Origin of the sequence: Mycobacterium colombiense CECT 3035 (assembly GCF_002105755.1) — a bacterium.
Lineage (GTDB): Bacteria > Actinomycetota > Actinomycetes > Mycobacteriales > Mycobacteriaceae > Mycobacterium > Mycobacterium colombiense.
The window spans coordinates 284,949-310,289 of record NZ_CP020821.1; the positions used below are offsets into that span (position 1 = coordinate 284,949).

Below are 25,341 nucleotides of genomic sequence, written 5' to 3' on the forward strand. Positions count from 1 at the left end.
AAGCCGGACCGTTACCAGTGTGGCGGGTGGTGTAGATGATGCCGTTGCGACTACCCTTGCCGTCATGCCCAGTAAGACCGCCGCCCGCTCCGGAAGCCGAACGAGCAGGTCAAAGGCCACTTCGCGCGCCAGCGGGTCCCGGGGTGCGCGCCCGGCGGCGCCCCGCAAGAAGGTCAGCAAGCCCGCCAGGCGGCGCAACCACGCGCCGCTGGTCGGCGCCGGGCTCGCCTGCGGCCGTGCAGCGCGCGCCGTCTGGCTGATGGCCGCCCGGGGAACCGGCGGCGCGGCCCGGTCGATCGGGCGGGCCCACGACATCGACCCCGGCCACCGCCGCGACGGCATCGCGCTGCTGTTGCTGGGCTTTTCCGTGGTGGTCGTCGCGAGCTCGTGGTTCCACGCCGCCGGACCGGTCGGCACCTGGGTCGACACGCTGCTGCGGACCTTCCTCGGCGCGGGTGTGCTCGCGCTGCCGGTCGCCACCGCCGCGGTGGCGGTGACCCTGATGCGCACCGAGCCCAACCCCGAGGTGCGCCCGCGGCTGATCCTGGGCGCCACCCTGATCACGCTGTCGGTCCTCGGCCTGCGCCACCTGTGGTCCGGTTCGCCGGGAGACCCCGAAGCGCGCCGGCGCGCGGCCGGTTTCATCGGCTTCGCCATCGGCGGGCCGCTCTCGGACGGGCTCACACCCTGGATCGCCGCGCCCTTGTTGTTCATCGGCTTCATGTTCGGCCTGTTGCTGCTCACCGGCACCACCATCCGCGAAGTGCCCGTGGTGATGCGCAACCTGTTCCACACCCGGTTCGTCGACGAGGACTACGACGACGAGCCCTACGACTACGCGGACGAGTTCGCCGACACCGCCGAGGCGGAGCCCGCCAACTATTACGACGACGCGCCCGCCGTCCCGGACGAGGCGCCGCCGGCGTGGTCGCCCGACGACGACGCCCAGGCCGCGCTGCAGGACGACATCCCCACCGTGCCCGAGCCGGCAATTCAGCCAGGTGCGCGGCGCGACCGCAAGCGCGGCCGGTCCGGCAAGCACGACACCGTCGAGCTGGACCGGGTCGTCGAGGGCCCCTACACGCTGCCGTCGCTGAGCCTGCTGGTGGCGGGCGATCCGCCCAAGAAGCGCAGCGCCGCCAACAACGTCATGGCCGACGCCATCACCGAGGTACTGACCCAGTTCAAGGTGGACGCGGCCGTCACCGGCTGCACCCGCGGGCCCACCGTCACCCGCTACGAGGTGGAGCTCGGGCCGGGGGTGAAGGTCGAGAAGATCACCGCGCTGCAGAAGAACATCGCCTACGCGGTGGCCACCGAGAGCGTCCGCATGCTGGCCCCCATCCCCGGCAAGTCGGCCGTGGGCATCGAGGTGCCCAACACCGACCGGGAAATGGTGCGGCTGGCCGACGTGCTCACCGCGCCGTCGACCCGGCGCGACCACCACCCGCTGGTGATCGGGCTCGGCAAGGACATCGAGGGCGACTTCATCTCGGCCAACCTGGCCAAGATGCCGCACCTGCTGGTGGCCGGCTCGACCGGTTCGGGTAAGTCCAGCTTCGTCAACTCGATGCTGGTATCGCTGCTGGCGCGCGCCACCCCCGAAGAGGTCAGGATGATCCTGATCGACCCGAAGATGGTGGAACTCACGCCGTACGAAGGCATTCCGCATCTGATCACGCCGATCATCACCCAGCCCAAGAAGGCGGCGGCCGCGCTGGCGTGGCTGGTGGAGGAGATGGAGCAGCGCTACCAGGACATGCAGGCGTCCCGGGTGCGGCACATCGACGACTTCAACGAGAAGGTCCGCTCCGGTGCCATCACCGCGCCGCTGGGCAGCCAGCGCGAGTACCGGCCCTACCCGTACGTGGTGGCGATCGTCGACGAGCTGGCCGACCTGATGATGACCGCGCCGCGCGACGTCGAGGACGCCATCGTGCGGATCACCCAAAAGGCCCGCGCCGCAGGCATTCACCTGGTGCTGGCCACCCAGCGCCCGTCGGTGGACGTGGTCACCGGTCTGATCAAAACCAACGTGCCGTCGCGGCTGGCGTTCGCCACGTCGTCGCTGACCGACAGCCGCGTCATCCTGGACCAGGCCGGCGCCGAAAAGCTGATCGGCATGGGCGACGGTTTGTTCCTGCCGATGGGCGCCAACAAGCCGATCCGGCTGCAGGGCGCCTTCATCACCGACGAGGAGATCCACGCCGTCGTCACCGCCTGCAAGGACCAGGCCGAACCCGAGTACACCGACGGCGTCACCACCGCCAAGCCCACCGGCGAACGCACCGACGTCGACCCCGACATCGGCGACGACATGGACGTGTTCCTGCAGGCCGTCGAGTTGGTGGTGTCCAGCCAGTTCGGCTCCACGTCGATGCTGCAGCGCAAGCTACGCGTCGGTTTCGCCAAGGCCGGCCGGCTGATGGACCTGATGGAGACCCGCGGCATCGTCGGGCCCTCGGAGGGCTCCAAGGCGCGCGAGGTGCTGATCAAGCCCGACGAACTGGCCGGAACGCTGGCCCTGATCCGGGGCGGCGCCGACGCCGACGGGGGCGATCCAGAGGACTAGAGCCTCAACAGCATCCGCGAGTTGCCGAGGATGTTCGGCTTGACGTAGCTCAGGTCGAGGAACTCCGCGACGCCGATGTCGTAGGAGCGGCACATCTCCTCGAACACCTCGGCGGTGACTGGCGTGCCCTCGATCTCGGTGAATCCATGCCGGGCGAAGAACTCGGTTTCGAACGTCAACACGAACAGCCGCTTCAACTGCAGCTCGCGGGCGACTTCGAGCAGCCGGTCGACGATCGCGTGGCCGATGCCGTGTCCGGTCAGCGCCGGGGCGACCGCGACGGTGCGGACCTCGCCGAGGTCCGACCACATCACGTGCAGCGCCCCGCAACCGACCACCTGGCCCTCATGCTCGGCCACCCAAAACTCCTGGACAGCCTCGTAGAGCGTCACGAGGTTCTTCTCCAGCAGGATCTTTCCCGCGTAGGTGTCGACCAGGTTTTTGATGGCCGGCACGTCGGACGTTCGCGCGCGCCGAACCAGCGGATGAGGGCGCTGCGGACTTGTGCTCACGGCTAACAGTATCGACATCACGGACGGGTGCGCTGGTCAACCGTTATTCTGTTGCCGTGTCGGGGCAGCCGCAGACGGGTCCGATGGTAGGCCGCGCGAACATAGCCAACCTCGCCAATACGTTGACCCTGTTGCGGCTCGTGCTGGTGCCCGTCTTCCTGCTTGCGCTGTTCGCCGGAGACGGCCACCAAAACGGTTTCCGCGTGGTGGCTTTCGTCATCTTCGCGGCCGCCTGCATCACCGATCGGCTGGACGGCCTGCTGGCCCGCAACTACGGCATGGCGACCGAATTCGGCGCATTCGTCGATCCGATCGCGGACAAGACGCTGGTGGGGTCGGCGCTGATCGGGCTCTCCATGCTCGGCGAACTGCCATGGTGGGTCACGGTGCTGATCCTGGCCCGCGAATTCGGGGTCACCGTGCTGCGGCTGATCGTCATCCGCCGCGGCGTCATACCGGCCAGCTGGGGCGGCAAAGTCAAGACCGTGGTGCAGGTGCTGGCCATCGGATTGTTCATACTGCCGTGGGCGGGAACGCCGGGGCTCTTCCGGGTGATCGCCGCGGTGGTGATGGGCGCGGCGGTCGTGCTGACCGTGATCACCGGGATCGACTATGTCGTGTCGACCGTTCGGGAAGTGCGCCGCACGCCCGCCTGATTTCGGCGCATCCGACGGGAACCAGACCACCGCCGTCGGCGTTCACCTAATGAGCACCTGCCGGAGGCAAGCTGAGTACGTGCCGCGCAGGGCCGACTGGACGAAGGAGGGCGGGATGCCGCCATTGGTGCGAGAGGTCATCGGCGACGTGCTGCGCGAGGCGCGCACGACACAGGGCCGGACGCTGCGCGAGGTGTCCGATTCGGCGCGGGTGAGCCTCGGTTACCTGTCCGAGGTGGAGCGCGGCCGCAAGGAGCCCTCCAGCGAGCTGCTGAACGCGATCTGCGACGCGCTGGACGTCCCGTTGTCGTCGGTTCTCACCCACGCCGGCGAGCGGATGGCCAGCGAGGAGCGGGCGGCCGTCGGCGCGGCCACGGACGGCGCGAGCGGCACCAGCATCAAGGTCGTCATCCCGCCGGTGGCGTCGTTGGCGCTGGCCTGAGCGGCGGTACCGATCCCGCTCAAGGGGTGGGGCGATCGGCGCCGACCCACTAAATTGAGCGGCAGGCGCGGAGTCCCTCAGGCCCATCCGGGGACCATCCGGATCCTCAAGAAGCGAAGGTGGAGCTAACTCATGGCCAATCCGTTCGTCAAGGCGTGGAAGTACCTCACGGCGCTGTTCAACGCCAAGATCGACGAGCACGCAGACCCCAAGGTGCAGATCCAGCAGGCCATCGAGGAAGCGCAACGCACACACCAGGCGCTGACCCAGCAGGCCGCGCAGGTGATCGGCAACCAGCGCCAACTCGAGATGCGGCTCAACCGTCAGCTGGCGGACGTGGAGAAGCTGCAGGTGAACGTGCGTCAGGCGTTGACGCTGGCCGACCAGGCCACCGCGGCCGGTGACGCCGCGAAGGCCACCGAGTACAACAACGCCGCCGAGGCGTTCGCCGCCCAGCTGGTGACCGCCGAGCAGAGCGTCGAAGACCTCAAGACGCTGCACGACCAGGCGCTGGGCGCGGCCGCGCAGGCCAAGAAGGCGGTCGAGCAGAACGCCATGGTGCTGCAGCAGAAGATCGCCGAGCGCACCAAGCTGCTCAGCCAGCTCGAGCAGGCCAAGATGCAGGAGCAGGTGAGCGCCTCGCTGCAGTCGATGAGCGATCTGGCCGCCCCCGGCAACGTCCCCAGCCTCGACGAGGTGCGCGACAAGATCGAGCGCCGGTACGCGAACGCGATCGGGGCCGCCGAGCTCGCGCAGGGTTCGGTGCAGGGCCGGATGCTCGAGGTCGAGCAGGCCGGGGTGCAGATGGCCGGACATTCCCGGCTGGAGCAGATCCGCGCCTCGATGCGTGGCGAGGCCCTGCCGACCGGTGGGACGCCGGCCGCCGGGACGACGCCCGCCACTCCCGCGCCGGCGGAGAGCGCCGGCGGCTCGGTCCCCGAGAAGCCACTTGGCCAGTAGCCGAAGTGTGATGGCGGTGAAAGCGGGGCAGCCCGGTCCGTGGCGCGCGCTGCTGCATCGCGGCCTGGCCACCGCCGCCGACCTGTCCGACCTGGTGGCCCGCCGGATCAGCGCGGCCGCCGACCCGCGCGCCCGGCAGTTGCGGCGGCGTCGCCGCGCGCTGCGCTGGGGCCTGATCTTCAGCGCCGGATGCGTGTTCTGGGCCGCGGTGACGATGCTGCTCGCGGCCTGGGGCTGGTTCGCATTGCTGCTCGAAATCACCGGCGGCGTCGCGGTTTTCATGGCCATCCCGGCGACGCTGTTGCTGCTGCGGTATCGCTGGCTGCGGGCCGAGCCGTTGCCGACGCCGCGGACCACGAACGTGCGCCGGCTGCCGCCGCCGGGTTCGGCGGCGCGCCCCGCGATGTACGCGCTGGGCGCCTCCGAGCGCGGGTTTTCCTCGCTGATCGCCGTGATCGAACGGGGCGCGATGTTGCCGACCGCCGAGATCCGCGACCTGACCGCGGCCGCCACCAGGACCTCGGCGGCCATGGCGTCCACCGCCGCGCAGGTGGTGTCGATGGAACGCGCGGCGCAGGCCAGCGACGAGTCGCGGTCGTATCTGGTGCCCACCATCAACGCGTTCACCGCGCAGCTGGGCGCCGGCGTCCGCCAGTACAACGAAATGGTCACCGCCGCAGCGCAATTGGTGTCATCGGCGAACGGCGACGGGTCGGCCGCGTCGCAGCATTACCGCACCGAACTGGCCGGGGCGACCGATCGCCTGGTCGGTTGGGCGCAGGCGTTCGACGAACTCGGCGGGCTGCGGGGGACCGGCTAGGCGCCGGGGATCAGAACGTCGCCTTCAGCGACGGCAGCACCAGCGCCGCCAGGCCGCGCGCGATGGCCTTGAGCATGTCGAAGAAGTCGAAGTAGTCGCGCCACAACGTGATTCGCCCGTTCTGCACCTCGAACACACCGCACACCCAGAACTGCAGCCGCAGCGGGCCGAAGATCAAGGCGTCGGTGCGTTCGGTGAGCACCGCGCCGCCGTCGGCCGCGATGCGGTGGATCTTCACCTCGAAGGCGGCGCGCCCCTCCATCTGGCGAAACAGCTTGATGGCCCGGGCCCGGCCGTGGATGGTGGGCAGGCCGACGTTTTCGTAGACGAGGTCGTCGGCCAGCGCGGCGTCGGCGGCGTCGTAATCCGCGTCCTGCAGGGCGTTGAGGAATCCTTCGACCGTGCGGGTGTTCGCAACGGTTGTCCCAGTCAGCTCGGTCATCTTGCCAGCGTAGGCGCGTGGCAACCGGCCGCTGTGGCAGGGTAAGCACGATGCGCGTCGCCGTGGTCGCCGGGCCGGATCCCGGGCATGCGTTCCCGGCGATCGCGCTGTGCCGGCGCTTCGCCGAAGCCGGCGACGAACCCACCCTGTTCACCGGGGCCGAATGGCTGGACACCGCCCGCGGCGCCGGCATCGACGCCGCCGCGCTGGACGGGCTGGCGGCCACCGACGACGACGTCGACGCCGGGGCCAGGATCCACCGCCGCGCCGCGCGGATGGCCGTGCTCAACGTGCCCGCGCTGCGCGAGCTGGCGCCGGACCTGGTGGTGTCCGACGTCATCACCGCCGGCGGCGGCATGGCCGCCGAGTTGCTGGGCATCCCGTGGGTCGAACTCAACCCGCACCCGCTCTACCTGCCGTCGAAGGGTCTGCCGCCGATCGGCAGCGGGCTGGCGCCGGGCACCGGCATCCGCGGCCGGCTGCGCGACGCGGCGATGCGCGCGCTGACCGCGCGATCCGTGCGCACGGGCCTGCAGCAGCGCGCGAACTCGCGCGTCGAGATCGGGCTGCCGGCGCGCGATCCCGGGCCGCTGCGCCGGCTGATCGCGACGCTGCCCGCGCTGGAGGTTCCCCGCCCCGACTGGCCCGCCGAGGCCGTCGTCGTCGGGCCGTTGCACTTCGAACCGACCGACCGGATCCTGGAAGTCCCGGCGGGGTCCGGGCCGGTGCTGGTCGTCGCGCCCTCGACCGCCCTGATCGGCACCGAGGGCCTGGCCGAGGTCGCGCTGGGGTGCTTGACGCCGGGGGAGACCCTGCCGGCGGGTTCGCGGCTGCTGGTGTCGCGGTTGGACGGCCCGGAGCTGACGGTGCCGCCGTGGGCGACGGTCGGACTGGGACGCCAGGACGAGCTGCTGGCGCATGCCGACCTGGTGATCTGCGGCGGCGGCCACGGCATGGTGGCCAAGACGCTGCTGGCCGGCGTGCCGCTGGTAGTGGTGCCCGGCGGCGGCGACCAGTGGGAGATCGCCAACCGGGTGCAGCGCCAGGGCAGCGCCCGGCTGATCCGGCCGCTGAGCGCCGACGCGCTGGTGGCGGCCGTCGACGACGTGCTGTCGTCGCCGGCCTACCGCGCGGCGGCGCAGGCGGCGGCCGCCGGCATCGCCGACGTCGCCGATCCGGTCCGGGTGTGCCGCGACGCGTTGGCGGTGGCCGGATGATCCGCGGCGCGCCGCCCGGGTCGCCTTATGCTTTCGGCGGGAGGCACCCGATGAGAATCATCACGACAATCGCCGCCGGCGCGCTGCTGGCGGGCGGGCTGGCCGGGGCGGCCGTCGCGCATGCCGACAGTCCCGAGGAGCAGCAGGCCTGCCAGTTGATGGACGATCCGGCCGCCGCCCAACAGGGACTCGCGCCGGCCGAGTACGCCTTCATGCAGCTGCGCGCGACCATGTCGGCGCAACGCGCGCGCGACGTGATGTCCATTGCGGCGCAGGAGGACTGCCCCAACCACATCATCGACCTGCCGGCCAGCTGGCGGTAGCGCGCTTCGCGCTCAGGTGTCCGACGCCTGCGGGCTGGGTATGTTGACTGGCGTGCGGCTAACGGAGTTTCACGAGCGGGTAGTCCTGCGCTTTGGCACCACCTACGGGTCCTCGGTGCTGGTGGACCACGTGCTGACCGGCTTTGACGGACGCACGGCCGCCCAGGCCATCGAGGCCGGGATCGAGCCCCGCGACGTCTGGCGGGCGTTGTGTGTGGACTTCGACGTGCCCCGGGAACAGTGGTGACCTGACCCGTCAGGCGTACGCCGGATAGGCGTGCTGCCGCAGCACGGTGGCGAGGTGCACGGCGTTGCGGGCCGCATTGCGGGTCGCGGACGCGACGGCATCCGGCACGTCGTCGAGGTCGGTGTAGTCGGTGCCCTGCATGGCCTCGCCGTTCCAATAGGTGCAGCCCTGCGCGGCGATGGAGAACCCGATGTCGTTGAGCGCCTGGAAAAGGTCGGCCACGATCTTGTGCGCCCCGTCCTCGTTGCCCACGACCGCCGCCAGGGCCACCTTGCCCACCATCCGCGGCCGCCCCGCGTCGTCGGTGTCGGACAGCTCCGCGTCGAGACGCTCCAGCACGCGCTGCGCCACGCTGGACATGTGGCCGACCCAGGTGGGCGTCGACACGATGACGATGTCCGCCGACTTGACCTTGGTCAACAGCGCCGGCCACTCATCGCCGGGCCCCATGTCGGCCTCGACGCCGGGCAGCAGCGCCAGGTCCACGCACCGCACCTTCTCGCCCTCGACCCCCGCGCCGCGCAACTGATCGAGCAACTGGTCGGCGATCAGTTCGCTGCTGGACGGGGCCGGGCTCTTCTTCAACGAGCAGACCAGGGCGATGGCGCGCAGGGATTGCGGTGCGGCTGAGGACATGCTGGCCAGGTACCCGGGCGCGGCGACACCAAACGACGCCCGATCGGCGCTACCGCGGCGTCCGGTGCAGCGCGCAGTCGCCGCACAGCGAACTCCCCGGCAGTCGATAGAAGAGGCAGCAGCTGCGGCGCCGGAAGCCCAACCCGCTGCCGGTCATCGTGCCGGCCAGCACGCCGGTGTTCAGCAGCGAACCGGTGACCGCGACGATCGGCCCGCGTAGCTCGGGCCGCGCCGCCGCCAACGCCTGCGCGGTCCCGACGAGGGCGGACGCGATGTTGCCGGCCAGCAGATCGGGCGCCACCTTGACCCGCAATCCGGCGGCGAGCGGCTCCATGTGCTCGCGCACGACGACGCGGTACAACGCGGCGGGCAACGACGAGTCGCGCTCGACCGGGTCGCCGACGGGTTCGGGCAGCCGCAGCCGCGCCCCGTCGTCGGCCCGTTGCAGCCGCGTCAGATCGGGGATGACGCCGTGGGCCAGAGCGCACGCGAGGACGGGCGACCACAGCCGGGCGGCGTGGCCGAGCTGAACCAGGGACGCCCCGACCCGGCGCTCCGACGTGCGGTAACGCGCGACGGTGGCGTCGATCAGGTCGGCGTAGCCGTTGGCGTAGGACCGGGCGACCGGGTGCCATCCGGCGGCCCCGCCGCCGACGGTCACCGCGAAGAAGCCGCCGTAGGACGAGATTTCCGACAGCTCCGCGGAAATGTCCATCTGTTCGGGGGCGGGCCTTTCGCAATGTCGCACGCGCGGCGTGTCGAACTTGAATCGAACACCTGTTCGGCTACTGTGGTGAGCGTTCGGCCAGTCAACTTGTCGGTGGCCCTCTCTAGTGTCACCGACAACCGACCGATACCGGTCAGACGAACACCGACTATAGGAGAGGCACCATGGCGCAAGCCCCCGACCGCGAGAAGGCTCTCGAACTGGCGATGGCCCAGATCGAAAAGAGCTATGGCAAAGGCTCGGTGATGCGTCTCGGCGACGAGACGCGTCAGCCGATCTCGATCATCCCCACCGGATCCATCGCACTGGATGTGGCCTTGGGCATCGGCGGGCTGCCCCGCGGCCGGGTCGTGGAGATCTACGGCCCGGAATCCTCGGGTAAGACCACCGTCGCCCTGCACGCGGTGGCCAACGCCCAGGCCGCCGGCGGCGTCGCCGCCTTCATCGACGCCGAGCACGCCCTGGACCCGGAGTACGCCAAGAAGCTCGGCGTGGACACCGATTCGCTGCTGGTCAGCCAGCCCGACACGGGGGAGCAGGCCCTCGAGATCGCCGACATGCTGATCCGCTCCGGCGCCCTGGACATCCTGGTCATCGACTCGGTGGCCGCGCTGGTGCCGCGCGCCGAGCTCGAAGGCGAGATGGGCGACAGCCACGTCGGGCTGCAGGCCCGGCTGATGAGCCAGGCCCTGCGCAAAATGACTGGCGCGCTGAACAATTCGGGCACCACCGCGATCTTCATCAACCAGCTGCGCGAGAAGATCGGGGTGATGTTCGGCAGCCCCGAAACCACCACGGGTGGAAAGGCTTTGAAGTTCTACGCGTCGGTGCGCATGGACGTGCGCCGGATCGAGACGCTCAAGGACGGCACCAACGCGGTCGGCAACCGAACCCGGGTCAAGATCGTCAAGAACAAGGTGGCGCCGCCCTTCAAGCAGGCCGAGTTCGACATCCTTTACGGCCAGGGGATCAGCCGGGAAGGCTCGCTGATCGACATGGGCGTGGAGCAGGGCTTCATCCGCAAGTCCGGCTCCTGGTTCACCTATGAGGGCGAGCAGCTCGGCCAGGGCAAGGAGAACGCCCGCACCTTCCTGAAGGAAAACGACGAAGTCGCCAACGAGATCGAGAAGATGATCAAGGAAAAGCTCGGCATTGGCGCGGTCGTGACCGATGACGACGTCCTGCCCGCCCCCGTCGACTTCTGAGCCCTCCCGCGAAGAGCAGGCGCGGGCGCTGTGCCTGCGCCTGCTCACCGCGAGAGCGCGCACCCGGGCTGAGCTGCACGGCCGGCTGGCCAAGCGCGGCTATCCCGAGGACGTCAGTGCACGGGTGCTCGACCGGTTGGCCTCGGTCGGCTTGATCGACGACGCCGACTTCGCCCAGCAGTGGGTGCGGTCCCGCCGGGCGCACGCCGGGAAGAGCAAGCGCGCCCTGGCCGCCGAGCTGCACACCAAGGGCGTCGACAACGACGTGATCACCGCGGCGCTGGCCGGGATCGACGCCGGCGCCGAGCGGGACCGGGCGGAGCAGCTGGTCCGGTCCAAGCTGCGCAGGGAGACGCTGAACGACGACGACGCGCGGGTGACCCGCAGGCTGGTGGGCATGCTCGCGCGGCGGGGATACAGCCAGAACATGGCATGCGAGGTCGTGTTCGCCGAGTTGGCCGCCGAGCGGGAGCGCCGCCGGGTCTAGCCCGTGACGTGCGGTTTCTCGCGTGGCGACCGGTCGCCGTACCATGGCCCCGTGACTTCGATGGCAGCTCCGGCGCGTACCTACCAGGTGCGCACCTACGGCTGCCAGATGAACGTCCACGACTCGGAGCGGTTGGCGGGCCTGCTGGAAGCGGCCGGCTACCAGCGTGCGGTCGAGGGCGCCGACGCCGATGTGGTGGTGTTCAACACCTGCGCGGTGCGGGAGAACGCCGACAACAAGCTGTACGGCAACCTCAGCCACCTCGCGCCGCGCAAGCGCGGCAACCCGGAGATGCAGATCGCCGTCGGCGGCTGCCTGGCCCAGAAGGACCGGGATGCGTTGCTGCACAAGGCGCCCTGGGTCGACGTCATCTTCGGCACCCACAACATCGGGTCGCTGCCCACGCTGCTCGAGCGCGCCCGGCACAACAAGGTCGCCCAGGTGGAAATCGCCGAGGCCCTGCAGGAGTTTCCGTCGTCGCTGCCCAGTGCGCGCGAATCCGCTTATGCCGCTTGGGTTTCCATCTCCGTCGGATGCAACAACAGCTGCACGTTCTGCATCGTCCCGTCGTTGCGCGGCAAGGAGGTCGACCGCAGCCCCGACGACATCCTGGCCGAGGTCGCCTCGCTGGTCGACGACGGCGTCCTCGAGGTCACGCTGCTCGGCCAGAACGTCAACGCCTACGGGGTCTCCTTCGCCGATCCCGCCCTGCCCCGCGACCGCGGCGCCTTCGCCCGACTGCTGCGGGCCTGCGGCGACATCGACGGCCTGGAGCGGGTGCGGTTCACCTCGCCGCACCCGGCGGAATTCACCGACGACGTCATCGAGGCCATGGCGCAGACGCCGAACGTCTGCCCCGCCCTGCACATGCCGCTGCAGTCCGGATCCGACCGGGTGCTGCGCGCGATGCGACGGTCCTACCGGGCCGAGCGCTACCTCGGCATCATCGACCGCGTCCGGGCCGCCATGCCGCACGCCGCCATCACCACCGACCTGATCGTCGGATTTCCCGGTGAGACCGAAGAGGACTTCGCCGCCACGCTGGACGTGGTGCGCCGGGCCCGGTTCTCGGCCGCGTTCACCTTCCAGTACTCCAAGCGGCCCGGCACCCCGGCCGCCGAACTCGACGGGCAGATCCCGAAAGCCGTTGTCCAGGAACGCTATGACCGGCTCATCGAGCTGCAGGAGGCGATCTCGCTGGAGGGCAACCAGGCGTTGATCGGCCAGACCGTCGAATTGCTGGTCGCCAGCGGCGAGGGGCGCAAGGACAGCCGCACCGCCCGGATGACCGGGCGGGCCCGCGACGGCCGGCTGGTGCACTTCGCCGTCGACACACCCGGGGCCGTCAGGCCCGGCGACATCGTCACCACGGCGATCACCGGGGCCGCGCCCCACCACCTCATCGCCGACGCCGGCGTCGTCACGCATCGCCGCACCCGGGCGGGTGATGCGCAGGCCGCCGGGCAGCGCCCGCGCGGCATCGGCCTCGGCATGCCCGCCGTCGGGCCGCCCGTCGGCCCGGCCGAACCCCTTGGATGTGCGCTGTGAAAAAAGAAGTGAACAACGACGACGTACAGATCGGCGCCCTGCGCAGCGAGATCGAGGCCGCCGAACGCCGCGTGGCCCGCGGAATCGACCCCGGCCCGCGCGCCTTCTTCGTGTCGATCCTGGTCTTCGTGCTGTTGGCGTCGTTCATCCTGCCGCACACCGGCAGCGTGCGCGGCTGGGACGTGTTGTTCGGCAGCCACGGTGCCGGCGCGGCCGCCGTCGGGCTGCCGTCGCGGGTGTTCGCCTGGCTGGCGCTGGTGTTCGGGGTCGGCTTCTCGATGCTGGCGCTGGTGACCCGGCGCTGGGCGCTGGCCTGGGTTGCGTTGGCGGGCACGGCCATCGCGGGCGCCGCGGGCATGCTGGCGATCTGGTCGCGTCAGACCGTGGCCGCGGGGCACCCCGGTCCGGGCTGGGGCCTGATCATCGCGTGGCTGACCGTGCTCGTGCTCACCTATCACTGGGCCCGGGTGGTCTGGTCGCGCACCATCGTGCAACTCGCCGCCGAGGAGCAGCGGCGCCGCGTCGCGGCGCAGCAGCAGTCGGTCGGCCTGCTGGACGGCCTGGGCGATCCGGCCACGCCCGCACAGCCCGGCGACGACCCCGGCGCGACCCACGGGGCCTGACGGCCGCTACGGCTTGCGGCTCAGGGCCTCGACGGCCGCCTGCGCCCACTGTCGCCACTGCTCGGCGTTGGCCCTGGCCTCTTCGGCTTCCTTGGTGCGGCCCGCGGCCGCGGCCTTCTGCGCCTGCTGTTCGTATTGCTCGGCGCGGGCCTGGAACTGCTCGGCCCGGGCCTGCGCCTGTGGGTCGGCCCAGCCCGCGTCGCCGGCGTCGCGCACCTTCTTCTCGACCGCGCGCAGCCGGCGCTCCAGCTCGGCGGACCGCTCGCGCGGCACCTTGCCGATCGCGTCCCACTTCTCGGTGATCGCGCGCAGCGCGGCCCGGGCGGCGTCGTGGTTGCTGGTGTCCAGCTTCTCCGCCTCGGCCAGCAGCGCCTCTTTGGCGGTCGCGTTGGCCCGGAACTCTGCGTCCTTCTCCGCCGTCACCGCGTTGCGCGCGGTGAAGAACACGTCCTGGGCGGCCTTGAAACGTCGCCACAGGGCGTCGTCGACCTCGCGGGTCGCCCGGCCGGCCGCCTTCCACTCGGTGAGCAGCTTGCGGAATTCGGCGCTGGTGGCGGTCCAGTCGGTGGAGTCGGACAGCGCTTCGGCGCGCTCGCACAGGCGCTCCTTGGCCTGGCGGATCCCCGAACGCTCCCGGTCCAGCTCGGCGAAGTGCGAGCCCCGTCGCCGGTTGAAGGTCTCCCGGGCCGCCGAGTAGCGCTTCCACAGTGCGTCGTCGACCTTGCGGTCCACCCCGCTGATCGTCTTCCACTCGTCGAGGATGGCGCGGAACCGGTCGCCCGCGGCCTTCCACTGCGTCGAGTTGGCGGCCAACTCCTCGGCCTCCGCGGCCAGCGCCTCCTTGCGGGCGGTCTGCGTGGCGCGATGCTCCTCGCGCCGGGATCGCTCGGCGGCGACGGCCGTCTCGGCGTGCTCGGCGATGGTGGCCAGCCGGCCCGCGAGCGCGTCGATATCGCCCAGCACCGCGGCCGTCGGCAGCGTCTCGGCCAGCTCGGCCGCGTGCGCCTTGATCTTGCGCGCGTCACCGGACCCGGACGCCAGGCGCTCCTCCATCAGGGTGACCTCGGTGGCCAGGTCGTCGAAGCGCCGGCCGAAGTGGGCGAACGCCGCCTCGCGATCGCCGGCCTGCCAGGAGCCGATGATGCGCTCGCCGGCCGAGCTGATCAGCCACACCGTGCCGTCGTCGTCCACGCGCCCGAACTGGTGCGGATCGCTGTGCGGCGGCACCACCAGCGGGTGCGCGGTGGTGGGCCGCGGTGTCGGCCGGGGACCGGGACGCGGTCCCGGGCGCGGCGCGGGCCGAGCTGAATCGTCGCGAGGCTCGTCAGCCGTCATGCGCTCGTCACTACCCTTTCACAACCCTTCCGCGCGGTCCGTGCCCCGCGCGCCTGCCGCGCGTAGCGGCACCGTCTTCTGCGTCTGCCGGATGCCCGGGCCCGGGTTCGCCCAACAGCCGCTTAACAGTATTCAAGCAGCTTGCTCCGGCACGCGCCGCCGCCTTGCCATTCCCGACCGGCCCGGCGGTCGCGCGGCACCCCTGCGGTCTGAGCGCGGGCGGGTACCGTCGTGCTATCGCGCCACCGCACGGGGTTCGTCGAACCCCGGTGAGCGTTGTCTTCGGCCCTCGTCCGGGTCGCACGTCGACGGGAGGTCACCATCGCCAAGGTGGACATCGCGGCGCTCCTCGCGCTGATCGCCGCGCTGATGTCGGGCGTCGGCGACGTGATCCGGCAGCGCTCCGCGCAGGAAATCACCGACGAACAGGTGGGACACCTCGAGCTGTTGCGGATGTCGTTGCGCGACGCCCGGTGGTGGCTGGGCGGGCTCGCGGCGGTGGGCAGCTTCACGCTGCAGGCGGTGGCGCTGAGCCTGGGTTCGGTGGTGCTGGTGCAGGCCTTGCAGGTGACCGCGCTGCTGTTCGCCCTGCCGGTCTACGCCTGGCTGACCAAGCACCGGTTGAGCCGGCGGGAATGGATGTGGGCGGTCCTGCTGGCCGGCGCGGTGGCGGTCTTCGTCACCGTCGGCGAGCCGGCCGCCGGCTACCAGCGGGCGTCGCTGGATTCCTGGGCGGTGGTCGCGATGGTGCTCGGGCCGGCGATGGCGTTCTGCGTGCTGGGCGCGCGCCTGTGGTCGGGCCCGCTCGCGGCGGTGCTGCTGGCCCTGGTGTCGGCGTCGTCGTGGGCGTTGTTCGCGGTGCTCACCAAGGCGGTCGTCGACGTGCTGCCGGACGGGCCGGGGGCGCTGCTGCGCACCCCGGAACTGTACGGCTGGCTGCTGGTCGCGGTGCTCGGCACGATCTTCCAGCAGTCGGCGTTTCGGGCCAGCGCGCTCACCGCGTCGCTGCCGACGATGACGGTGGCCGAGCCGCTGGTCGCGTCGGTGCTGGGGATCACCGTGCTCGGTGAGACGCTGGGCGCCACGGGGCCCGCGGTCATCGCCCTGGTGGCCGCGGTGGTGGCGGTCGTCGTCGCGACCGCCGCCCTGGCCCGGGGAGAGGCCGCATCCCTGAACGCGGCCGGCGACGCGCCCGACGATCAGGGCGATGTTGTGACGCTGATCGCATCGCCCGCGGCGGGCGAGGCGTGAAAACGGCTGGCAGCGAACGGGCTTAGCCGTCGCGCCCGGCTACCTGTGTAGTTCTCTTAGAGTTATCCCACGCGTTACATAGGTTGCTGAAGTAATAGTTGAACGGTTACCTGCGGCGCAGTGAGCAACGTGTGGAACGTCATGAATTTGTAGTTGAACTGAACGCAAATTGTGCGTGTATTTGCTTGCGTTGCGGGGAAAGCTGGGTCGGACGGGTCGTGAGGCGGAGGGGTCGAGAATGTCGAAAGTTGATGTCGCAGCGTTACTAGCTCTGTGCGCGGCCCTGGCATCGGCGGTCGGCGACGTGATCCGGCAGCGCTCCGCGCACGAGGTCACCGACAAGCCGGTCGGGCATCTCGAGCTGTTCCGCATGTCGCTCAAGGACACCCGGTGGTGGCTGGGCGGCCTGGCCGCGGTCACCAACTACAGCCTGCAGGCCGCCGCGCTGGCGTGGGGCTCGGTCGTCATGGTGACCGCGCTGCAGGTGACGGCGCTGCTGTTCGCCCTGCCCATCTATGCGCGGCTGGCCCATCACCGGGTGAAGCCCCGGGAGTGGATGTGGGCGCTCGTCCTGGCCGCCGCGCTGGCGGTCGTCATCATCGTCGGCGACCCCGCGGCCGGTCATCAGCGCGGGCTGCTGCAAACCTGGCTCATCGTCGCCGTGGTGATGATCCCGCTGCTGGTGGCCTGCGTGGTGGCCGCGCGGCGCTGGTCCGGCAGCCCGTTCTCGGCCGTGCTGCTCGCGGTGGTGGCGGGTTCCTCGCTGGCGCTGTTCGCGGTGCTGACCAAGGGCGTCGTCGAGATGTCCGAGAACGGCCCGATGGCCGTGCTGGCGTCGCCGGAATTCGTGCCCTGGCTGCTGGTGGCCCTGGCCGGGATGATCTTCCAGCAGTCGGCTTTCCGCGCCGGTTCGCTGACCGCGTCGCTGCCGACCATGACGGTGGCCAAGCCGGTGGTCGCGGGGCTGCTCGGGGTTCTGGTGCTGGGCGAGACGATGAACGCCAGCGGCTTCAGGGCGTTCGTACTGGTCGGGGCGGTGGCAGTGGTCATTGTCGCGACCATCGCGCTGGCCCGCGGCGAGGCCGCCACCATCGACCGGGCCGAGCGGGGGGCGGGTGGTGCCCCGCGGGAAATGCCTGCCCGAGAGATGACCGAGGACGACGACTTCGGTCCCTTCAGTGACCGCCTGGTCGTGGCGGACAGCTTCCGCCGCTGACGTCCGGACGGCACGCCGCACCAGTGCCGGGCCGCCGCGTTAGTTTGGTGGCGTGCTGAGCGCCATTGCGATCGTCCCGTCGGCGCCGGTCCTCGTCCCCGAACTGGCCGGGACGGCCGCCACCGAGGTGGCCGACCTGGCGGGGGCGACGCTTGCCGCGGCCGCGCTGCTGCCCGACCGCTGGGTGGTGGTCGGGACGGGACCCGACGACGACGTGCTGGGTCCCGACACGGTGGGCACCTTCGCGGGTTTCGGCGCGGACGTCCGCGTCCGGCTCTCCCCGCAGGCCGACGAGGCCGCCCCGCCGCCGGCCCTGCCGGTCTGCGCGCTGCTGGCCGGCTGGGTGCGCGGCCAGGCGCAGCCGCACGCCAGCGCGCAGATCCGCGTCTACCGCGCCGACCACGACGCCGGCACCGCGCTGGGCCTCGGCGCCCAGCTGCGCGCCGAGATCGACCGGCTGGCCGAGCCGGTCGGGGTGCTGGTGGTCGCCGACGGCGCGAACACGCTGACGCCCGCGGCCCCCGGCGGATACGACCCGGACAACGCCGACGCCCAGCGGGCCCTGGACGACGCGCTGGCCGCCGGCGACATCGCCGCGCTGCGCCGCCTGCCGCGCCAGATCCTGGGGCGGGTCGCATTCCAGGTGCTGGCCGGCCTGGCCGAGCCCGGACCCCGATCGGCTAAGGAGCTGTACCGAGGAGCGCCCTTCGGGGTGGGCTACTTCGCCGGCGCCTGGCAGCTGTGACGGCCGCCGTGCGCCCCCTGGCGATCATCGGCCCCACCGGCACCGGCAAGTCGCAGCTGGCCCTCGACTTCGCGGAAGGTGTCGAGCGGCTCGGCGTCCGCGCCGAGATCGTCAACGCCGACGCGATGCAGCTGTACCGCGGCATGGACATCGGCACCGCCAAACTGCCCGTCGACGCCCGTCGCGGCATCCCGCATCACCAGCTCGACGTCCTCGACGTCACCGAGACCGCGACCGTCGCGCGCTACCAGGGCGCCGCCGCGGCCGACGTCGAAGCGATCGCGGCCCGGGGCGCGCTGCCGATCATCGTGGGCGGCTCCATGCTCTACATCCAGTCGCTGCTCGACGATTGGTCGTTCCCGGCCACCGACCCCGCGGTGCGCGCGCGCTGGGAGCAGCGGCTCGCCGAGATCGGGGTCGGCGAGCTGCACGCCGAGCTGGCCCGTCGCGATCCCGCCGCGGCCGCCTCGATCCTGCCCACCGACGCCCGGCGCACCGTGCGGGCCCTGGAAGTGGTCGAGCTGACCGGTCAGCCCTTCGCCGCCTCCGCGCCGCAGATCGGCGCCGCCAGATGGGACACCGCGATCGTCGGATTGGACTGCGACACAGCGCTTCTCGACGAGCGGCTGGCCCGGCGCACCGAGTCGATGTTCGACCAGGGTCTGGTCGGGGAGGTGATCGCGCTGCTGGACAGGGGCCTGCGCGACGGGGTCACCGCGTCGCGGGCGCTGGGCTACGCGCAGGTGCTGACCGCGCTGGACGCCGGTGGGGGCGACGCGCAGATGCGCACCGCGCGTGAGCAGACCTTCTTCGGCACCCGGCGCTACGTCCGGCGCCAGCGGTCCTGGTTCCGCCGGGATCACCGGGTGCAGTGGCTCGATGTCGCCGACGGCGCCCACGTCGTCGACGCCGCAGTGCGGGCGTGGCGGCACGTATCCTGAGCAGGTGCATTTCGCGAAGGGCCACGGCACCCAGAACGACTTCGTCGTGCTGCCCGATCCGCAGGCCGAGCTGAGCCTGACCGGGGCGGGCGTGGCCGCCCTGTGCGACCGGCGACGCGGGCTGGGCGCCGACGGGGTGCTGCGGGTCACCACCGCCGGGGCGGCGCTGTCGGCCGGCGTGCTCGACCGCGTGCCCGACGGCGTGGACGCCGGCGACTGGTACATGGACTACCGCAACGCCGACGGGTCCGTCGCGCAGATGTGCGGCAACGGCGTGCGGGTGTTCGCGCACTACCTGCGCGCCAGCGGCATGGAATCCCGCGACGAATTCGTCGTCGGATCGCTGGCCGGTCCGCGACCGGTCGCGGTGCACCGCGCCGACGCCACCACCGCCGACATCAGCGTGGACATGGGCAAGGCCAACACGCTGGGCCCCGGCGACGCGGTGGTGGGCGGCCGGCGGTTCTCCGGCCTGTCGGTCGACGTGGGCAATCCGCACCTGGCCTGTGTCGACCCACAACTGACGGCCGACGCGCTGGCGGCGCTGGACGTCGCGGCGCCGGTCAGCTTCGATGCCGCCCAGTTCCCGGACGGGGTGAACGTCGAGATCGTCACCGCACCGGCCGATGGGGCGGTACACATGCGCGTGCACGAGCGCGGAGTCGGCGAGACGCGCTCGTGCGGCACCGGAACGGTCGCGGCCGCGGTCGCCGCGCTGGCCGGGTCGGGCTCGGCGACCGGCACCCTGACCGTCCGCGTGCCCGGCGGGGAGGTCGTGGTCACCATCACCGACGCCACCAGCTTCCTGCGCGGACCGTCCGTCCTGGTGGCCCGAGGAGAGCTCAGCGAGGAATGGTGGCGCGCACAGCAGCGTTAAATCAGGTGCACGACACCGTTTTCGCGTGCATCATCTTTTATTGCCTATGACAGAACCAGAATTTCGTGACCCATCTCCGGCAACCCCGGAGCCCAGCACGGGCGAACTCGCCCTCGAGGATCGGTCTGCGCTGCGCCGCGTCGCCGGCCTGTCGACCGAACTCACCGACGTCTCCGAAGTCGAATACCGCCAGCTCCGGCTCGAGCGGGTCGTTTTGGTGGGCGTGTGGACCGACGGCACCGCCGCGGACAGCGAGGCCAGCATGGCCGAGCTCGCCGCCTTGGCCGAGACCGCCGGCTCCGAGGTGCTCGAGGGGCTGATCCAGCGCCGCGACAAGCCCGACCCGTCGACCTACATCGGCTCCGGCAAGGCGCAGGAATTGCGGGAGGTGGTCCTGGCGACCGGCGCCGACACCGTCATCTGCGACGGTGAGCTGTCCCCGGCGCAGCTGACCGCGCTGGAGAAGGCGGTCAAGGTCAAGGTCATCGACCGCACCGCGCTGATCCTGGACATCTTCGCCCAGCACGCCACCAGCCGGGAGGGCAAGGCGCAGGTCGCGCTGGCCCAGATGGAATACATGCTGCCCCGGCTGCGCGGCTGGGGTGAGTCGATGTCCCGGCAGGCCGGCGGCCGGGCCGGCGGCAGCGGGGGAGGCGTGGGCCTGCGCGGTCCGGGTGAGACCAAGATCGAGACCGACCGGCGGCGCATCCGCGAGCGGATGGCCAAGCTGCGCCGCGAGATCAAGGACATGAAGCAGGTCCGCGACACCCAGCGCAGCCGGCGGGTGCGCAGCGACCTGCCGGCGATCGCCATCGTCGGCTACACCAACGCCGGCAAGTCCAGCCTGCTCAACGCGCTGACCGGGGCCGGGGTGCTGGTACAGGACGCGCTGTTCGCCACGTTGGAGCCCACCACCCGGCGCGCCGAATTCGATGACGGCCGCCCGTTCGTGCTCACCGACACCGTCGGCTTCGTCCGGCACCTGCCCACCCAGCTGGTCGAGGCGTTCCGCTCCACGCTGGAAGAGGTCGTCGACGCCGATCTGCTGGTGCATGTCGTGGACGGCTCCGACGTCAACCCGCTGGCGCAGATCAACGCCGTCCGCCAGGTCATCTCCGAAGTGGTCGCCGACTACGGGACCGACCACGACGGCGACGCGCCACAGGAGCTGGTGGTGGTGAACAAGGTCGACGCCGCCAGCGATGTGGCGCTGGCCAAGCTCCGTCACGCCCTGCCGGGCGCCGTGTTCGTCTCCGCGCGCACCGGTGACGGCATCGACGCCCTGCGCCGCCGGATCGCCGAGCTCGCCGTCCCGGCCGACACCGCCGTCGACGTGGTGATCCCGTACCACCGCGGCGACCTGGTGGCCCGAATGCACGCCGACGGGCGCGTCCAGACCGAGGAGCACAACGCCGAGGGCACCCGGATCAGGGCCCGGGTCCCGACGGCCCTGGCCGGCCGGCTGCGCGAGTTCTCGACCGACTGAGCGGGCGTCTGCGCCGTCCGTAGGGGCGATTTGCGCAGCATGGGAGCCCGTCCAGCCCCGACGAGGCGACGGTGGCGACCCCGCCAACTGCCGACCAACCGTCCGGTTGGTATATGTTGGGCTGCAGAAATCCCAGTCGCCGGAGGTCTTCCATGAGCAGCGCCATCAAATACCAGCGCACGCTTTTCGAGTCAGAGCACGACCTGTTCCGTGAGTCCTACCGGGGCTTCCTCGAGCGCCACGTCGCGCCCTACCACGACGAGTGGGAGAAGGCGAAGATCGTCGACCGCGGTGTGTGGCTCGAAGCCGGCAAGCAAGGCTTCCTCGGCATGGCGGTGCCCGAAGAGTACGGCGGCGGCGGCAACCCGGACTTCCGGTACAACACAATCATCACCGAGGAGACCACCGCGGGCCGCTACAGCGGCATCGGTTTCGGCCTGCACAACGACATCGTCGCGCCGTACCTGCTGGCCCTGGCCACCGAGGAACAGAAACAGCGCTGGCTGCCGAAATTCTGCACCGGAGAGCTGATTACGGCGATCGCGATGACCGAGCCGGGAACCGGTAGTGACCTGCAGGGCATCAAGACCCGCGCGGTCAAGCAGGGCGACCACTACGTGCTCAACGGCTCAAAGACGTTCATCACCAACGGAATCAACTCCGACCTGGTGATCGTGGTCGCGCAGACCGACCCGGAAAAGGGTGCGCAGGGCTTCTCGCTGCTCGCCGTCGAGCGCGGCATGGAGGGCTTCGAGCGCGGTCGTCACCTGGACAAGATCGGGCTGGACGCCCAGGACACGGCCGAGCTGTCCTTCACCGACGTGCACGTGCCGGCCGAAAACCTGCTGGGCCAGGAGGGCATGGGCTTCATCTACCTCATGCAGAACCTGCCGCAGGAACGCATCTCGATCGCCATCATGGCGGCCGCGGCCATGGAGCAGGTGCTCGAGCAGACCCTGCAATACACCAAGGAGCGCAAGGCATTTGGCAAGCCGATCGGCAGCTTCCAGAACAGCCGCTTCGTGCTTGCCGAGCTGGCGACGGAGGCGACCGTGGTCCGCATGATGGTCGACGAGTTCGTCCGCCTGCACCTGGATCACAAGTTGACCGCTGAGCAGGCCGCGATGGCCAAGTGGTACTGCACCGAAAAGCAGGTGCATCTGATCGACCGCTGCCTGCAACTGCACGGCGGTTATGGCTACATGCGTGAATACCCCGTTGCCCGTGCTTATCTGGATGCCCGGGTGCAAACCATCTACGGCGGCACGACCGAGATCATGAAGGAAATCATCGGCCGCAGCCTCGGCGTATAGCGTTTCGTTTGCTGGATAGCGGCGCGCTCGCGGGGATGGCACACCGAACATTCGCCGGCCGCCTGACGCCGCGCTTGCGCCGGGGGGCGACAAACGCACCTATGCGTAATCGGCCGTAGCGTCGGGGTGAGGCGCTGAATGCGCCGATGGCTCACGTACCGTCGGCGCATGCGTTTCGGGTGTGGCGATCGCGTCCCGCGCAATTGCGCTGTGCGAGTCGGCAGTCCGGCGGCGTTGTCCGATCCCGCGTTCCCGCCACCTTTCGGTGCGCTATCCGCACCGCCGCGCGAACGTTGCCGCAATGAGTCGCGATTGGGCCATGGGCAGGCATCATTTCGACATCGGTGTGGTATCCGTTTTTGTAGAATTCGTGATTTGACTTCGCATTTCTTGCTGGCTGGAGCAAAGTTATGCGAGCCCGGCGATAAGGCTGATCGTGCGCGGGTGCATTTTCCGCGTAAGGACCATCCGCTCGCCGGTTATGCAGACAAGGGCATAGCCGCAGATAGAGCCATATCCGCCGGCTGGGAGGCTTGGTGAAGGTGCAGAGAGGTCACATGCGCAAGCTGATCGGAAGCGCGCTGGTCAGCTTGACGACCACAGCACTGGCCGCGGTGTTGCTGGCCCCCACCGCCGTCGCAAGTCCGATCGGCGACGCCGAGGCGGCGATGATGGCCGCATGGGACAAGGCCGGCGGCGACACCTCGCCGCTCGGCGCCCGCAAGGGCGACGTGTACCCGGTCGGCGACGGTTTCGGCCTGGACTTCGACGGCGGCAAGATGTTCTTCACCCCGGCCACCGGGGCCAAATTCGCCTACGGGCCCGTGCTGGACAAGTACGAGCAGCTGGGCGGCCCGGCCGGCAGCGACCTGGGCTTCCCGGCCATCAACGAGGTGCCCGGCCTGTCCGGTCCGGACAGCCGGGTGATCACCTTCTCGGCCAGCGACAAGCCGGTGATCTTCTGGACGCCCGAGCACGGCGCGTTCGTGGTGCGCGGCGCCCTGAACACCGCATGGGACAAGCTGGGCAGCTCGGGCGGCGTCCTCGGCGTGCCGGTCGGCGACGAGACCTACACCGGCGAGGTGTCCTCGCAGAAGTTCAGCGGCGGGCAGGTCTCGTGGAATCGGCAGACGAAGCAGTTCACCACCGAACCGCCGGCGCTGGCCGACCAGTTGAAGGGTCTGCAGGTGGCGATCGATCCCACCGCGGCGATCAACACGGCCTGGCGCGCGGCCGGCGGACCCACGGGACCCCTGGGCGCCAAGCAGGGTGGGCAGTACCCCGTCGGCGGCGACGGCATCGCCCAGAACTTCGCCGGCGGCAAGGTCTTCTTCACCCCGGCCACCGGCGCGAACGCCGTCGAGAGCGACGTCCTGGCCAAATACGAGTCGCTGGGCGGACCGGTCGGCAGCGACCTGGGATTCCCCACCACCAACGAAACCGACGGCGGCATAGGGCCTTCCACCCGCATCGTCACCTTCTCCGCGGCAGACAAGCCGGTCATCTTCTGGACGTCGGACCACGGCGCATTCGTCGTGCGCGGGGCGATGAAGGCCGCGTGGGACAAGCTGCGCGCCCCGGCCGGCAAACTCGGTGCGCCGGTGGCCGACCAGGCCGTCAACGGCGACATGATCTCCCAGCAGTTCACCGGCGGCAAGATTTCGTGGAACCGGGCCAAGAACACGTTCAGCACCGAACCGTCCAACCTCGCGCCGCTGCTGTCCGGCCTGCAGGTGTCAGGTCAGAACCAGCCGAGCAATTCGGCCATGCCCGCGCACCCGAAGAAGTTCACCTGGCACTGGTGGTGGCTGGTGGCCGCCATCCCGGTGCTGGCGCTGCTCGTGCTGCTGGTGTGGGTGCTCTTCGTCTGGCGCCGGCGCCGGCCCGGGCACGACGACGCCGCAGGTTACGGCCCCGGCCAGGGCGGGGACTTCGGCTACGACGCCGACGAACGCTGGGGGCACGACGAATCCGACCTCGACGCCGAGTCGTACGCGCTCAGCGCGCCGCATCAACCCGAGCCCGAACCCGACGCCGGGCGGGTCAGCTGGCAACGTCAGACCCCGGCCGAAAGCGACTACGGGTTCGCCGACGATGACCCCGACGCCGTCGACACCGACTCCATCCCGGTGGTCTCCGAGGAGATGCTGTCGGAGGCCGAGTATTCCGACGCGGGAGCCGATTACACCGACTACACCGACGCCGTCCCCGACGTCGCCGAGCCCGAGACGGCGGACGACGCCGCCTACGTCGACGCCGAGGATCCCGATGCCGGCTACGCGGAGGAGGTGTACCCGGAGGACGAATATCCCGACGTCGCCGTTCCGCACACCCCGCCGGACAGCGAAGCCGTGACCGGTGCCCTGGAAACGGCCGAGCCCGAGGAGGAATACGCCGACCTCGCGGCGCCGGAGCCGGACGTCGAGCCCCCCACCGACACACCGGCCGGTGCGGGCGTGGCGGATGCCGTGGTCGCCGGCGCGGTCGCGGCCGGGACGTCGGCACGAGGCGGCCGGCACGCCGCCGCGGACGCCGAAGACGCCTCGGAGAACGGCCTGGCCGGCCCGGATGGGCGACCCACGATCCACCTGCCGCTCGACGATCCGTATCAGGCGCCCGACGGATACCCGATCAAGGCGAGCGCTCGTTACGGCCTGTACTACACGCCGGGCAGCGACCTGTATCGGGACACGCTCGCCGAAATCTGGCTGTCGAGCGAAGAAGTCGCTGAGGCCAACGGCTTCACGCGGGCCGACTGAC

At 70.6% G+C, this 25,341-nt stretch carries 25 protein-coding genes; 20 read left to right on the forward strand and 5 right to left on the reverse strand.

Annotated elements, in window-relative coordinates; genetic code table 11:
• The first annotated feature begins 64 nt into the window (after positions 1 to 64).
• Positions 65 to 2,572 carry an FtsK/SpoIIIE family DNA translocase gene (locus B9D87_RS01430; protein ID WP_007774982.1) on the forward strand — a complete coding sequence of 836 codons (2,508 nt, stop codon included), beginning with the start codon at positions 65 to 67 and terminating at the stop codon, positions 2,570 to 2,572.
• Here the strand turns inward: B9D87_RS01430 and B9D87_RS01435 are convergent.
• Positions 2,569 to 3,102 carry an amino-acid N-acetyltransferase gene (locus B9D87_RS01435; RefSeq protein WP_040631443.1) on the reverse strand — a complete coding sequence of 178 codons (534 nt, stop codon included), beginning with the start codon at positions 3,100 to 3,102 and terminating at the stop codon, positions 2,569 to 2,571. The two genes, B9D87_RS01430 and B9D87_RS01435, sit on opposite strands and share 4 nt — an antisense overlap.
• A 65-nt stretch (positions 3,103 to 3,167) precedes the next feature.
• Between B9D87_RS01435 and pgsA the strand changes: the two genes are divergently transcribed.
• The 4 genes from pgsA to pspM all read left to right on the forward strand — a co-directional run bounded on the left by pgsA (position 3,168) and on the right by pspM (position 5,962).
• Entirely contained in the window at positions 3,168 to 3,740 is a 573-nt protein-coding gene (gene pgsA, locus B9D87_RS01440) for a CDP-diacylglycerol--glycerol-3-phosphate 3-phosphatidyltransferase (protein WP_007774979.1), read from the forward strand.
• Between the two features lie 115 nt (positions 3,741 to 3,855).
• The gene (gene clgR, locus B9D87_RS01445) at positions 3,856 to 4,182 is read left to right on the forward strand and encodes a transcriptional regulator ClgR (protein WP_007774977.1); all 327 of its coding nucleotides are present in this window, start codon (positions 3,856 to 3,858) and stop codon (positions 4,180 to 4,182) included.
• A 132-nt stretch (positions 4,183 to 4,314) separates the two neighbouring features.
• The gene (pspA, locus tag B9D87_RS01450) at positions 4,315 to 5,142 is read left to right on the forward strand and encodes a phage shock protein PspA (RefSeq protein WP_007774976.1); all 828 of its coding nucleotides are present in this window, start codon (positions 4,315 to 4,317) and stop codon (positions 5,140 to 5,142) included.
• Between the two features lie 10 nt (positions 5,143 to 5,152).
• Positions 5,153 to 5,962 (forward strand): phage shock envelope stress response protein PspM, encoded by an 810-nt coding sequence (pspM, locus tag B9D87_RS01455; protein ID WP_007774974.1) that lies wholly within the window; start codon positions 5,153 to 5,155, stop codon positions 5,960 to 5,962.
• 10 nt (positions 5,963 to 5,972) lie between these two features.
• On the opposite strand, the gene B9D87_RS01460 is transcribed toward pspM, so the two are convergent.
• Positions 5,973 to 6,404 (reverse strand): limonene-1,2-epoxide hydrolase family protein, encoded by a 432-nt coding sequence (locus tag B9D87_RS01460; protein WP_007774972.1) that lies wholly within the window; start codon positions 6,402 to 6,404, stop codon positions 5,973 to 5,975.
• A gap of 50 nt (positions 6,405 to 6,454) precedes the next feature.
• Here B9D87_RS01460 and B9D87_RS01465 point away from each other — a divergent pair, with 50 nt between their 5' ends.
• Genes B9D87_RS01465 through B9D87_RS01475 form a run of 3 tightly spaced genes read left to right on the forward strand, consistent with a single transcriptional unit; the run spans position 6,455 to position 8,191 of the window.
• On the forward strand, positions 6,455 to 7,621 hold the full coding sequence (locus B9D87_RS01465) for a glycosyltransferase (protein ID WP_007774969.1): 1,167 nt from the start codon (positions 6,455 to 6,457) through the stop codon (positions 7,619 to 7,621).
• A gap of 50 nt (positions 7,622 to 7,671) precedes the next feature.
• Positions 7,672 to 7,944, forward strand: coding sequence for a hypothetical protein (locus tag B9D87_RS01470; protein ID WP_007774966.1), 273 nt, complete (start codon positions 7,672 to 7,674; stop codon positions 7,942 to 7,944).
• 52 nt (positions 7,945 to 7,996) lie between these two features.
• Complete coding sequence (locus tag B9D87_RS01475; RefSeq protein WP_411431584.1) at positions 7,997 to 8,191, forward strand: DUF3046 domain-containing protein; 195 nt, start codon at positions 7,997 to 7,999, stop codon at positions 8,189 to 8,191.
• Positions 8,192 to 8,200: 9 nt separating this feature from the next.
• On the opposite strand, the gene B9D87_RS01480 is transcribed toward B9D87_RS01475, so the two are convergent.
• Together B9D87_RS01480 and B9D87_RS01485 are read right to left on the reverse strand one after the other, a co-directional pair.
• Positions 8,201 to 8,827 carry a flavodoxin family protein gene (locus B9D87_RS01480; protein WP_007774963.1) on the reverse strand — a complete coding sequence of 209 codons (627 nt, stop codon included), beginning with the start codon at positions 8,825 to 8,827 and terminating at the stop codon, positions 8,201 to 8,203.
• A 49-nt stretch (positions 8,828 to 8,876) separates the two neighbouring features.
• Positions 8,877 to 9,542: a (2Fe-2S)-binding protein gene (locus B9D87_RS01485; protein ID WP_007774961.1), complete on the reverse strand. Its 666-nt coding sequence runs from the start codon at positions 9,540 to 9,542 to the stop codon at positions 8,877 to 8,879.
• 176 nt (positions 9,543 to 9,718) lie between these two features.
• Here B9D87_RS01485 and recA point away from each other — a divergent pair, with 176 nt between their 5' ends.
• From recA to B9D87_RS01505, 4 genes are read left to right on the forward strand one after another with little or no spacing between them, the layout of a single operon-like run.
• Positions 9,719 to 10,759 (forward strand): recombinase RecA, encoded by a 1,041-nt coding sequence (recA, locus tag B9D87_RS01490; RefSeq protein ID WP_007774959.1) that lies wholly within the window; start codon positions 9,719 to 9,721, stop codon positions 10,757 to 10,759.
• The gene (gene recX, locus B9D87_RS01495; RefSeq protein WP_007774956.1) at positions 10,725 to 11,246 is read left to right on the forward strand and encodes a recombination regulator RecX; all 522 of its coding nucleotides are present in this window, start codon (positions 10,725 to 10,727) and stop codon (positions 11,244 to 11,246) included. The genes recA and recX overlap by 35 nt, the downstream gene beginning before the upstream one ends.
• A 60-nt stretch (positions 11,247 to 11,306) precedes the next feature.
• Complete coding sequence (gene miaB / locus B9D87_RS01500) at positions 11,307 to 12,794, forward strand: tRNA (N6-isopentenyl adenosine(37)-C2)-methylthiotransferase MiaB (RefSeq protein WP_085977874.1); 1,488 nt, start codon at positions 11,307 to 11,309, stop codon at positions 12,792 to 12,794.
• On the forward strand, positions 12,782 to 13,417 hold the full coding sequence (locus B9D87_RS01505; RefSeq protein ID WP_040631436.1) for an Rv2732c family membrane protein: 636 nt from the start codon (positions 12,782 to 12,784) through the stop codon (positions 13,415 to 13,417). Before miaB ends, B9D87_RS01505 begins: the two co-directional genes overlap by 13 nt.
• 6 nt (positions 13,418 to 13,423) lie before the next feature.
• On the opposite strand, the gene B9D87_RS01510 is transcribed toward B9D87_RS01505, so the two are convergent.
• Entirely contained in the window at positions 13,424 to 14,752 is a 1,329-nt protein-coding gene (locus B9D87_RS01510; protein WP_007774951.1) for a DUF349 domain-containing protein, read from the reverse strand.
• 321 nt (positions 14,753 to 15,073) lie between these two features.
• Here B9D87_RS01510 and B9D87_RS01515 point away from each other — a divergent pair, with 321 nt between their 5' ends.
• The 8 genes from B9D87_RS01515 to B9D87_RS01555 all read left to right on the forward strand — a co-directional run bounded on the left by B9D87_RS01515 (position 15,074) and on the right by B9D87_RS01555 (position 25,340).
• A complete protein-coding gene (locus tag B9D87_RS01515) occupies positions 15,074 to 16,003 on the forward strand; it encodes a DMT family transporter (protein WP_040631704.1) in 930 nt (309 codons plus the stop codon).
• Between the two features lie 238 nt (positions 16,004 to 16,241).
• Entirely contained in the window at positions 16,242 to 17,219 is a 978-nt protein-coding gene (locus B9D87_RS01520; protein ID WP_007774939.1) for a DMT family transporter, read from the forward strand.
• 52 nt (positions 17,220 to 17,271) lie between these two features.
• Positions 17,272 to 17,964 (forward strand): class III extradiol ring-cleavage dioxygenase family protein, encoded by a 693-nt coding sequence (locus B9D87_RS01525; protein ID WP_007774937.1) that lies wholly within the window; start codon positions 17,272 to 17,274, stop codon positions 17,962 to 17,964.
• A gap of 8 nt (positions 17,965 to 17,972) precedes the next feature.
• A complete protein-coding gene (gene miaA, locus B9D87_RS01530; RefSeq protein WP_007774936.1) occupies positions 17,973 to 18,905 on the forward strand; it encodes a tRNA (adenosine(37)-N6)-dimethylallyltransferase MiaA in 933 nt (310 codons plus the stop codon).
• A 4-nt stretch (positions 18,906 to 18,909) separates the two neighbouring features.
• Entirely contained in the window at positions 18,910 to 19,782 is an 873-nt protein-coding gene (gene dapF, locus B9D87_RS01535; RefSeq protein WP_007774929.1) for a diaminopimelate epimerase, read from the forward strand.
• A gap of 46 nt (positions 19,783 to 19,828) precedes the next feature.
• Positions 19,829 to 21,268, forward strand: a complete 1,440-nt coding sequence (hflX, locus tag B9D87_RS01540) for a GTPase HflX (RefSeq protein ID WP_007774926.1) — start codon at positions 19,829 to 19,831, stop codon at positions 21,266 to 21,268.
• Positions 21,269 to 21,420: 152 nt separating this feature from the next.
• Entirely contained in the window at positions 21,421 to 22,581 is a 1,161-nt protein-coding gene (locus tag B9D87_RS01545; protein WP_007774924.1) for an acyl-CoA dehydrogenase family protein, read from the forward strand.
• 557 nt (positions 22,582 to 23,138) lie between these two features.
• Positions 23,139 to 25,340: an LGFP repeat-containing protein gene (locus B9D87_RS01555; protein WP_007774920.1), complete on the forward strand. Its 2,202-nt coding sequence runs from the start codon at positions 23,139 to 23,141 to the stop codon at positions 25,338 to 25,340.
• Position 25,341: the final 1 nt, after the last annotated feature.